11 protein-coding genes are annotated in these 9,977 nt (G+C 72.5%); 3 read left to right on the top strand and 8 right to left on the bottom strand.

What is annotated here, in order from left to right; genetic code table 11:
* Positions 1 to 660, bottom strand: a 660-nt coding sequence (locus FNX44_RS18350) for a TerD family protein (protein WP_143649373.1), incomplete at its 3' end; no start/stop codon positions are given.
* 101 nt (positions 661 to 761) lie between these two features.
* Positions 762 to 1,445, bottom strand: a complete 684-nt coding sequence (locus FNX44_RS18345; RefSeq protein ID WP_407699160.1) for a M48 metallopeptidase family protein — start codon at positions 1,443 to 1,445, stop codon at positions 762 to 764.
* Positions 1,446 to 1,637: 192 nt separating this feature from the next.
* On the opposite strand from FNX44_RS18345, the gene FNX44_RS18340 reads away from it, so the two are divergent.
* Both FNX44_RS18340 and FNX44_RS18335 read left to right on the top strand, forming a co-directional pair.
* A complete protein-coding gene (locus FNX44_RS18340; RefSeq protein WP_228449992.1) occupies positions 1,638 to 2,951 on the top strand; it encodes a ThiF family adenylyltransferase in 1,314 nt (437 codons plus the stop codon).
* Positions 2,952 to 2,999: 48 nt separating this feature from the next.
* Positions 3,000 to 4,355 (top strand): ABC1 kinase family protein, encoded by a 1,356-nt coding sequence (locus FNX44_RS18335; protein WP_143649371.1) that lies wholly within the window; start codon positions 3,000 to 3,002, stop codon positions 4,353 to 4,355.
* Between the two features lie 10 nt (positions 4,356 to 4,365).
* Here FNX44_RS18335 and FNX44_RS18330 read toward each other — a convergent pair whose 3' ends face one another.
* From FNX44_RS18330 to FNX44_RS18310, 5 genes are all read right to left on the bottom strand, one after another.
* Positions 4,366 to 4,584 (bottom strand): hypothetical protein, encoded by a 219-nt coding sequence (locus FNX44_RS18330; protein ID WP_143649370.1) that lies wholly within the window; start codon positions 4,582 to 4,584, stop codon positions 4,366 to 4,368.
* 197 nt (positions 4,585 to 4,781) lie between these two features.
* Positions 4,782 to 5,090 (bottom strand): putative WhiB-interacting protein, encoded by a 309-nt coding sequence (locus tag FNX44_RS30005; protein ID WP_407699159.1) that lies wholly within the window; start codon positions 5,088 to 5,090, stop codon positions 4,782 to 4,784.
* On the bottom strand, positions 5,087 to 5,446 hold the full coding sequence (locus tag FNX44_RS18320; protein ID WP_143649369.1) for a WhiB family transcriptional regulator: 360 nt from the start codon (positions 5,444 to 5,446) through the stop codon (positions 5,087 to 5,089). Before FNX44_RS18320 ends, FNX44_RS30005 begins: the two co-directional genes overlap by 4 nt.
* 145 nt (positions 5,447 to 5,591) lie before the next feature.
* Positions 5,592 to 5,957, bottom strand: coding sequence for a hypothetical protein (locus FNX44_RS18315; RefSeq protein WP_143649368.1), 366 nt, complete (start codon positions 5,955 to 5,957; stop codon positions 5,592 to 5,594).
* Between the two features lie 198 nt (positions 5,958 to 6,155).
* On the bottom strand, positions 6,156 to 8,369 hold the full coding sequence (locus FNX44_RS18310) for an ATP-dependent DNA helicase UvrD2 (protein ID WP_143649367.1): 2,214 nt from the start codon (positions 8,367 to 8,369) through the stop codon (positions 6,156 to 6,158).
* Between the two features lie 218 nt (positions 8,370 to 8,587).
* Here FNX44_RS18310 and FNX44_RS18305 point away from each other — a divergent pair, with 218 nt between their 5' ends.
* Positions 8,588 to 8,845, top strand: coding sequence for a mycoredoxin (locus tag FNX44_RS18305; RefSeq protein WP_143649366.1), 258 nt, complete (start codon positions 8,588 to 8,590; stop codon positions 8,843 to 8,845).
* Positions 8,846 to 8,952: 107 nt separating this feature from the next.
* Here the strand turns inward: FNX44_RS18305 and nudC are convergent, their stop codons facing one another.
* Entirely contained in the window at positions 8,953 to 9,933 is a 981-nt protein-coding gene (gene nudC / locus FNX44_RS18300) for an NAD(+) diphosphatase (RefSeq protein ID WP_407699158.1), read from the bottom strand.
* Positions 9,934 to 9,977 lie beyond the last annotated feature (44 nt).

Below are 9,977 nucleotides of genomic sequence, written 5' to 3'. Positions count from 1 at the left end.
GCAGCCCGCCGCGGCCCCCTCGCCCCCATCACACGCATCGCCGTCAGGCGCCGCCGGGGGTGGGGCGAAGCCGGGCGCCGCGTTTGACTGGCCGTCTGTCTGCGACTGCTGCGGCTGCTCGTCCTCCTGTTCCTCCAACACCTCCCCGCCGAAGTTCTTGAGCAGTGCGGCGAGTCCGCCGTCGAAGCCCTGGCCGATGGCGGCGAAGCGCCAGACGTCCTTGAAGTAGATGTCTCCGAGCATCACCGCCCGCTCGGTGCTGAACTCGGCGCCGGTGAACGGGTAGCGCGCGACCTCCTCGCCACCCGCGACGATGCGTATGTATCCCGTGGCGACCTGCGACATCTCGCCGTCACCGTCGATGGTGGCGGTGAAGTAGAGGTGTCGCACGCCGTCCGGCACCCGGTCGAGCGTGACCCGGAAGGACTCCGTGTCACCTGCCTGGGCCCCGAGCTGCTGGATCGACTCCTCGGGTGACTTCGGCTGGTTGTAGAAGATGAAGTAGCGGTCGTCGGAGAGTCGCTCGTCGGCGTCGAGGCCGAAGCAGCTGATGTCGAACGTGACTCCCGGAGCGGTGATCTGTACGCCCACGTACAGATCCGTGCCCGCCGTGAGGTCACTGAGTCGGGCCTTGTGGCCCCGTTGGAATTCCCTGGCCATGTGTGACGCCCGTCCCCCAACCCGTCGCTGTTGCTGTTCGCGCGCCAGGCTAGCGCGTCCTGGCGGGCGGCTCGCCGTGAGACCTCAACTCCTCACCTCGCTCACTCCGGTCCCTCCCCTCCTTCGCGGTCGTCGGCGGCCTCACCCGCAGGCTGCGGCAACCGGTCGGCGGCGACCACGCCCTCCAGGAAGCCACGGGCCCGCTCCGTCCTGTCGTAACGGGCCACCAGCCGCCAGAAGTCGGGCCCGTGCCCGGGAACCAGCAGATGGGCCAGCTCGTGCAGCAGGACGTAGTCGACGACGTACGCCGGCATCCCGCGCAGCCGGTGGGAGAGCCGGATGCTGCCCTCGGCCGGTGTGCAGGAACCCCAGCGGGTGTTCTGGTTCGTCACCCATCGGACCGAGCTGGGGCGGGCCCGGCCCTCGAGGTACCTGCCGGAGAGGCGTTCGGCGCGGCGCGCCAACTCCTCGTCGCCCGGTCTTCTGCGGTCCTCCTGCGCCGCGAGTTTGTCGAGCATCACTCCGACCCAGCGCCGCTCCTCGGCCGCGGACATCCGGGCAGGCAGCAGCACGATGGTCCGACCGCCCTCGCGGTAGGCGGAGACCGTCCGGCGGCGTCTGCTGCTGCGCCGCACCTCCACCTCGGGGGCCCCGGCCGGACCGGCCGGACCGGCCGGATCGGTGGAGCGCTCGGGCCCCGTGGGCCCGCTGCGGCGGGGTGGTGGGGTCGGGGGCCGGTCGACCGGGCGCCGGCCGGTGGCGCTGTTCAGCGGTTCTGCGGGCACTCCTCGAAGGTACAGCGGACGGCTGTCAGCGTCCCGCCCCGCCTTCGGGAGCTGTGGATAACCCGACACAATCAGGACTAAATATGATGATAGGCCACCTCTGTGGATAACTCGGCGCAGAAATTCCTGATGTGACGGCATGCTTGGCGACGTTCCGCCGGCACTCGATCAGGAGGACAAGCCGTGCATCCGATGATCAAGCCCGCGCTGCGGCGCGGTTGGCGCGACCGTGCGACAGTCCAGTACGGAGTGGCTCCCGCCCACGCCATCCAGTTGGGCCCCGTCGACACCGCGACGGGCAGCTTCCTCGACCTGCTGGACGGCACCCGCAGCGTGCCCCAGCTCGCCGAGGCGGCACAGAGTCTCGGCCTGGGCGCCGCCCGGGTCGGGCCGCTGCTCGACCGGCTCCTCGCCGCCGGTGTGTTGGACGACTCCACGGCGGACCGGAGCACCGCCGCGCACGTCGGCGAGCGCCTTCGGCCTGACCTCGCCTCGCTCTCGGTGGTGTACGCCGCCCCTGGGGAGGCGCTGCGTCGCCTCGCGGCCCGGCGGGCCGCGCGAGTCGAGGTTCGCGGCGGCGGTCGGGTGGGCTCCGTACTGGCCGCTTTGCTGTCGGCCGCCGGTGTGGGGCGGGTTGAGGCGAGGGACGGCGGCTGTGTGTCGTTGGCCGACTGCGCGCCCGGCGGTGTGTCTCAGGAGTGGGCGGGCGAGCGACGGCTCTCCGCGCTGCGCAGAGTGATCAACAAAGCGACGCCCTGGGCCCGGGTGCCGCGTCCACGTTGCCCCGCCCCCGGCGAACTCTGGCCGGAGGTCGACCAGGCGGCCGCCGAAGCGGTCGGCGCCGCGTCGGGCGACAGCCCCAGTCCTGCGGTCGCGGCGCCGGTCGCGCCGCCGGGAGGCGGCAGGCGTTCCCCCGCCCCGGCGGTAGAGCGGCCCGCACCGACGGTCGACCGGCCCGCACCGACCGTCGATCGATCCGCCGCGGGCCCCCGCCCCGGGGGCGCGCAGACGGCCGGGCCGGGGGCCGACCTGGTGGTGTTCGCTCCGCGGGACGGCCTCGCCGCCTACGCTCCCGATCCCGAGGCCGCCCGGGAGCTGATGGAGTCCGGCAGGGCCCACCTCTACACGGGGGTCGTGGAGGGCACCGGCTTTGTGGGTCCGCTGGTGCGGCCGGGGGCGGGTGCCTGTGCGGAGTGCATGATGCTGGGCCGGGCCGAGCGGGAGCCGACCTGGCCGCTGGTGGTGGGCCAGTGGCGCAACGCCCGCGCACGCGGGGTGCCGGCCTGTGACGTGGCGCTGGCGAGCGTGGTCGCGGGGGCGGCGGCGGCCCTGGTGTTGCGTCATGTGGAGGGCGAGGCCACTGCCGGTGTCGGCCTGCGCGAGTGCTACGTGCTGCCCGAGCTCCGCAAGGAGGCCGAACCCCTGCCCGCGTGGTCGGAGTGCCCCTGTGGTGCGGCTTTGCGCACTGAGGCGACCGGCCCTCAGCAATGGAAGCGGCAAGGGTGACAATGGGCGTCTGAGCAGCGTCCGCTGTCTGGGAGTTGGAGGACCACCATGTCAGACCTTCCCCGCAGGGCCGTGACCCGTACCGTCAAGCTCGCCGCCCTGCCACTGGGGTACGCGGGCAGGGCGACATGGGGCCTGGGCAAACGGATCACGGGCTACTCCGCGGACCTGGTCGGCACCGAGTTGCAACAACGCACGGCCGAGCAGTTGTTCAAGGTGCTGGGCGAGCTCAAGGGCGGCGCCATGAAGCTGGGGCAGGCGCTGTCGGTCTTCGAGTCGGCCCTGCCGGAGGACCTGGCGAAGCCGTACCGGGCGGCGCTGACGAAGCTACAGGAGGCCGCTCCCCCGCTCCCGGCGGCGACGGTGCACGCCGTGCTGGCCGAGCGCGTCGGCGAGGACTGGCGTGACCTGTTCGAGGAGTTCGAGGACCGGCCGGCGGCGGCGGCCTCCATAGGCCAGGTCCACCGGGCCGTGTGGCACGACGGCCGGGTGGTCGCCGTCAAGGTGCAGTACCCGGGCGCCGGTGAGGCACTGGTGTCGGACCTCAATCAGCTGAGCAGGTTCTCCCGGCTGCTGGGTCCGATGGTGCCGGGCATGGACGTCAAGCCGCTGATCACCGAGCTGCGGGACCGGATCACCGAGGAGCTGGACTACGCCCTGGAGGCAGATGCGCAGCGCGCCTACGCCGAGGAGTTCGCCGACGATCCGGACGTGGTCGTTCCCCATGTGGTGTACCAGGCCGATCAAGTGCTGGTCACGGAATGGCTGGAGGGCACCCCGCTCTCGGAGGTGATAGCCGAAGGCTCGCAGGAGGACCGGGACCGGGCGGGGCAGCTGCTGGCCCGCTTCCTCTTCGGAGGCACGGCCCGTACCGGGCTGCTGCACGCGGATCCGCATCCGGGCAACTTCCGTCTTCTGTCCGACGGCCGGCTGGGAGTGATGGACTTCGGCACGGTGGACCGGCTCCCGGACGGCCTTCCGCCCACGATCGGCACCGCGTTGCGGCTCACGCTGGACGGCGAGGCCGAGGAGGTCTACTCACTACTCAGGGAGGAGGGCTTCGTCAAGGAGTCCATCGAGCTGGACCCGGACGCGATCCTCGAGTACCTGCTGCCGATCATCGAGCCCGCCAGTGTCGAGGAGTTCGAATTCTCCCGCGGCTGGATACGCGACCAGGCGGCGCGGATCGCGGACCGGCGGTCCCCCGCACACCAGTTGGGCAAGCAGCTCAACCTGCCGCCCGAGTACCTGCTGATCCACCGGGTGACGCTCAGCACGATCGGCGTGCTGTGCCAGTTGAAGGCCTCGGTCCGGATGCGCGACGAACTGGAGGGGTGGCTCCCGGGCTTCCTCGATGAGGAAGAGGACGAGGGAGCGGGCACGAAGGTGCCGCTCAGCAAGTGAGCGGCACCTCTCACCACCAGGCGGTGTCGAGTCGGCCCTCGATCGACCTGATGTTCTCCCGGGCGCATCGCTCGCAGAGGTAGCGGACGTCTCCGCCTTCCACCGAGCACACCCAGGTGGCCGGCGGCGCGTCGCCCTGGGCGGGCGTGCCGCAGGTGGCGCAGGCGAGCGGGACGGGTTGCCGGGGTGCCGAGCCGTCGTCCCGTCGCTCCGTACTGTTGTCTACCACCCGTCGACGGTACCGCCGGGGGCCGGGCGCGCGTCGGACGCGACACCCGCCACGCCCGACGTGACACCCGGAACGCCCAGACGCCGGACGTGCCCGAGGGCGGTCGTCCGGCGCCGGAGGCTCGCGGGTGATCACGGCGCGCAGGTGGTCACGGCGCGCGGGTGGTACGGCGGGCCGACTGTTACGGCGTCAGCCGGTTACTGCATCAGGGCCATGGCCAGCGCCCGGCGGGCGCGGCGGGAGGCACGTTCGGCCCTGCGCTGCATCCGCCGCGCGGCCAGCAGCCGCTGGGCCGGCCGTTGGGACTCGGCCTCGTAGAGCCTGTCCTGCATTTGGCTTCGGCTCAGGCTTTCGGGAAGGAGTTGCATCTCACGGTTCCTGTTCACTGTGGTGCCGGTTCTGTCGGACCGGTCGTTGACTGAGGTGTAGCGGGTGGGTGCGGTCATGGAGTCCTGCTCAGTGGTTCCGTGGGGGAACGGACGGTTGATCGTGCCGGGGGTGTTCACGCCGAGACCGGGTTCTTGCGGGGACGGCCGCGGGGCCGCTTGCGCGGTACGACAACCCCCTGGATGAACAGCTCACCGCCCCAGACGCCCCAGGGCTCGCGACGGTCCTTGGCACCGGCGAGGCAGGCGTCCTTCAGCGGGCAGGTCTGGCACAGCGACTTGGCGTACTCGACGTCGGCCGGGGACTCCGCGAAGAAGACCTCGGGGTCGTAGCTGCGGCAGGGCACGGCCACCCCGAGGCGGTCGATCGCCTCGTCGAGCTGGTTGAGGGTGGTCAGGGCGGTCAAGGAGTCCTCCGAGTGATCAGGCGGGTTCAGGTCGGTGCGGGATGACGGGACGTGCGTCGGCGTGTGCACTGCTGTTTGCTTCCTCGTCGGTCGGTCGTCTCCGGCTGGTGGCCGGCTGGCCCGGTCGCCCCGGCTGGTGCCGGGGCAAACAGAAGGGCCGCGGATCCCGGTGTGGGTTCCGCGGCCCTGGAAGGTGCCGACCTGATCGCGCTGATCAGGCTGGATCTCTCCAGGGTTCAGGCCCACGGAAGGCCCACATCGAGTGGTGCTCGGTCGTCAGGTACTGCTTGGTGGTGCTGCTCGCGGCGGCGAGACCGGTGCCGGCATCCACTGCCGCGGCGCCGGCGGGAATGCCCGCCTGTGCCGCCACTACTGCTGCGGATGCCCTGGTCGGTCGCTCGTCGGCGGACGGACGCTTGCTGTCGAACGCGCGCTCATCAACCAGTGCGAACCCATTGGCCCGCGCATCGGCGATGCCCGGCAGTCCGGCGAAGGACGCACCGGTGCCACGCAGACGGGAGACACCCAGGCATGCGGCGACCGGAAGTTCGGTCATTTTGGTGGTGATGAGCGTGAGCATTTCGATCGCCTCCTCTCGGGCGTCTCAGGGGGACGGACCAGGTCCGTCCCGAACGTATTCAGGTCAGTGCAGCTCAGTACAGCATGGATCGGCAGGCGCGAGAAACCCCCGCCGTCTCCATGTCCGGAAGGCTATGAGGATTCCCTCGGCGGGCGCAAACTATTTTTCACTCTCGTTCGTCACAGTTGCCGTGACACTTTACGGACGATCGGATTCCGCTTCTTCCGAGGCCAGTTGGCCGGGCTCCTCGCCCGAGCAGAGCGCCAGTACGTCGGCGCCGTACTGCTGGAGTTTGCGGGCCCGTACGCCGGGGATGCGGGCGAGCTCCGCGGCGGTGTCCGGCACGGTCTCGGCGATGGCCATCAAGGTCCGGTCGGTGAAGACGCAGTACGCGGGTTGACCGAGCTGCCGGGCCTGCCCCTCCCGCCAGGCCCACAGCCGCTCGTACAGCACCTCGTCGAGCTCCGAGGGGCACTCCTCGCAGCGCATCAGCTTCATCTCGCCCGGGTCGGTGAGCGTGCGCCCGCAGACCCGGCAGCGGGCCGGCGCCCTGGCCGCGCGGGGGCGTCCGGCCTCACCGCGCAGCACTCCCCCGCCGGCGACCGTGCCGCCGCCGCCCGCGGCGCGGCGGGCGCCCGACCCGCTGCCGGGCCGCAGCCCGTCCAGGAAGGGGCTCGGCACCCGGGCGGCCCGACCGCCCGGCGAGCGGGCCAGCGCCCAGGACAGGTGGAGGTGCCGCCGCGCCCGCGTCACGCCGACGTAGAGCAGCCGCCGCTCCTCCTCGACCTGTTCGGGGGTACGCGCGTAGGTGATCGGCATCATCCCGTCGGTCAGCCCGACCAGGAAGACGGCGTCCCACTCCAGGCCCTTGGCGGAGTGCAGCGAGGCGAGGGTGACGCCGACGGCGGTCGGCGCGTGCTGGACCGCGGCCCGGCCGTCCAGCTCGGCGACCAGGTCGGCGAGCGAGGCCGACGGCCGCTCGGCCGCCAGTTCCTCGGCCATCCGCACCAGCGCCGCCAGGGACTCCCAGCGGTCCCGTACGGCGCCGGAGCCGGCCGGTGCCTGGGCCCGCCAGCCCTTGGTGGCGAGCACCCGCCTGGTCTGCTCGACCAACCCGGCGGCGTCGGCGAGCATCGGGTCGTTGGCCCCGGCGCGGGCGGCGCCGCGCAAGGCCACCTGCGCCTCCCGCACCTCCGGCCGTTCGAAGAACCGCTCCGCGCCGCGCACCTGATAGGGCACCCGCGCGTCGGTGAGGGCCTGCTCGTAGAGCTCGGACTGGGCGTTCACCCGGAAGAGGACGGCGATCTCGCTCGCCGGGACGCCGGAGTCGATCAGCTGCCGCACCCGCCGGGCGGTGGCGTCGGCCTCCGCCGGCTCGTCGTGGTACTCGGTGAAGACCGGCTCCGGGCCGGGCTCGCGCTGGGACACCAGCTCCAGCCGGTGTCGGGCGTTGGGCCCGGTGGCCTGGCCCAGCAGGCCGTTGGCCAGCCGGACGACCTGGGGGGTGGAGCGGTAGTCCCGCACCAGCCGGACGAGCGTGGCCGAGGGGTGCCGCTCGCGGAAGTTCAGCAGATGGTCGGGGGTGGCGCCGGTGAAGGAGTAGATGGTCTGGCTGGCGTCGCCGACGACGCACAGGCTCTCGCGGTCGCCCAGCCACAGCTCCAGCAGCCGCTGCTGGAGCGGGCTGACGTCCTGGTACTCGTCCACGACGAAGTGCTGGTACTGGCCGCGCACCTGCTCGGCGATGTCGGCACGCTCCTGGAGGATGCCGACGGTCAGCAGCAGCACGTCCTCGAAGTCGATCGTCACCCGTTCCTGCTTCAGCCGCTCGTAGGCGGTGAAGACGCGGGCGGTCTCGGCCGGGTCGCGCGGCGGGGTGCGGCCCGCCTTGGCGAGCGCGGCGGGGTAGTCCTCGGGCACGGTCCGGGTGACCTTCGCCCATTCGATCTCGGAGGTGACGTCCCGCAGCTCGGTGCGCTCCAGCCGCAGCCCGGAGCGGGCGGCCGCCTCGCCGACGAGCGCCGCCTTGCGCTCCACGAGCCGGGGCAGCTCGCCGCCGACGGCGCGCGGCCAGAAGTAGTGCAGCTGGCGGAGGGCGGCGGAGTGGAAGGTGCGCGCCTGCACGCCGCCGGCGCCCAGCCGGCGCAGTCGGCCGCGCATCTCCCCGGCGGCGCGGTTGGTGAAGGTGACGGCCAGCACGGAGGCGGGCTGCAGCACCCCGGCGCGCACGCCGTAGGCGATGCGGTGGGTGATGGCGCGCGTCTTGCCCGTACCGGCGCCGGCGAGCACGCATACCGGGCCGTGCAGCGCGGTGGCCACCTCGCGCTGCTCCGGGTCGAGCCCGTCGAGCACGGCGTCGGCGCTCTCCGCGGTGGGGAGCGGCTCCGGCGGTGGCGTTGGTACGGGTGTCATCCGCACCATGCTGCCAGGCCCGGGCGCCCCTCCCGCACCTCCGTCCACAGGTCCGTGGCGCCGGTCACACAAGTCGCCACCCGGGGGCGGGCGGGAATCGAGGACGGCCGCCGCGCGTTGACGTGGGGTGACGGCGGGCCCCGCGCGGCGGGTGCCGGCCGTCCGGGCCGTGCCGGAGCCTCCGGCGGCCCCGCAGACCGGAGGGAGTTCGAGGACCCATGGTGGGAACCGTCACGATGTACAGCACCACGTGGTGCGGCTACTGCCGCCGGCTGAAGAGCCAGATGGAGCGCGAGGGCATCTCCTACACGGAGATCAACATCGAGCAGGACCCGGAGTCGGCGGCCTTCGTCGAGAAGGTGAACAACGGCAACCAGACGGTTCCGACGGTCCTGGTGGCTCCGGCGGGCGGCGGCGAGGACGTCGTGATGACCAACCCGAGCCTGGCGCAGGTCAAGCAGGCCCTGGCGGCCTGAGCCTGAGCCGCCCCCGGAAGGCTCCCGACCCCCTCCCCCTGTGGGTGCGGGCCGGGAGCCTTCCGTATGCCGGGAGCCTCCGGGCGCCGGGAGCACCGGGCGCCGGGCTACCCCTCGGCGGGCAGGCGGCCGGGGAGCGGTTTGCCGTACCACATCTCGACGAGGCGCGCGGCGATGGAGATCCCCGACGGCTTGCGCACCTGGCCGCTCTCGATGGCCTCCCGCAGTTCGTCCCGGGAGAACCAGCGGGCCTCCTCGATCTCCTCGCCGTCGACGCGCAGCTCGTCGGTACGGGCGTGCGCGAGGAAGCCGAACATCAGGCTGGACGGGAACGGCCACGGCTGGCTGCCGACGTAGCGCACCTCGTCCACCTCGACGCCGACCTCCTCCGCCACCTCTCGGACCACCGCCCGCTCGATCGACTCCCCTGGTTCCACGAAGCCGGCGAGGGTGGAGAAGTGGCCTTCCGGCCAGTGCACCTGGCGGCCGAGCAGCGCGCGGTCCCGGTCGTCGGTGACGAGCATGATCACGGCCGGGTCGGTGCGCGGGTAGTGCTCGGCGCCGCACGCCGGGCAGCGGCGGATGTGGCCGGCCGCCGCGATGACGGTGCGTTCGCCGCAGCGCGAGCAGAACCGGTGCATGCGCTGCCAGTTCTCCAGCGCGACGGCGTGGACGAGCAGTGCGCAGTCGCGTGGGCCGAGCAGCGCGCCGGCCTCCCGCAGTCCGGCGGGTCGGGCGACGTCGTCCATCCGGCCGGGCAGGCCGTCCTTCTGCAGCGCGAAGTAGCGCACGCCCTCGGCGTCGGTGCCCAGGAAGTAACGGTGCGCCTCGGTGAAGGGCGCCTCGAAGGACGGCATGGTGACGAGTTCGGTGCCGCCGTCGTCGGTGTCGACGACCAGCGCCTGCCCTCCGGAGACGACAAAGCAGCGCGTCGTGGGGTGGCTCCACGCGGCGGCGAGCCAGGCCTCGTCCATGCGGTGGTGCGCGCCGCGGTCGATGCCGCTGGGGGCCGTCAGCAGGATCGGGGCGCCGGCCGGTCCGGGGTCGCCCCCGGGTGCGGGCTGCGGGAGGTCGGGGCTGGAGGTCACTGCGCTCTGGGCTCCTCATTGACTCGTCGGGCCGTCAGGTGCGG

Source organism: Streptomyces alkaliterrae (genome assembly GCF_007097205.2).
GTDB classification, from domain to species: domain Bacteria; phylum Actinomycetota; class Actinomycetes; order Streptomycetales; family Streptomycetaceae; genus Streptomyces; species Streptomyces alkaliterrae.
The sequence above is the reverse complement of the archived record's forward strand: the minus strand, read 5'-3'. Positions and strand labels throughout refer to the sequence as shown.

Coding starts and splice junctions, on each gene's coding strand:
- FNX44_RS18340 (WP_228449992.1), top strand. CDS start 1,638: ATGATCAAGCCCGCGCTGCGGCGCGGTTGGCGCGACCGTGCGACAGTC.
- FNX44_RS18335 (WP_143649371.1), top strand. CDS start 3,000: ATGTCAGACCTTCCCCGCAGGGCCGTGACCCGTACCGTCAAGCTCGCC.
- FNX44_RS18315 (WP_143649368.1), bottom strand. CDS start 5,957: ATGCTCACGCTCATCACCACCAAAATGACCGAACTTCCGGTCGCCGCA.
- FNX44_RS18310 (WP_143649367.1), bottom strand. CDS start 8,369: ATGACACCCGTACCAACGCCACCGCCGGAGCCGCTCCCCACCGCGGAG.
- FNX44_RS18305 (WP_143649366.1), top strand. CDS start 8,588: ATGGTGGGAACCGTCACGATGTACAGCACCACGTGGTGCGGCTACTGC.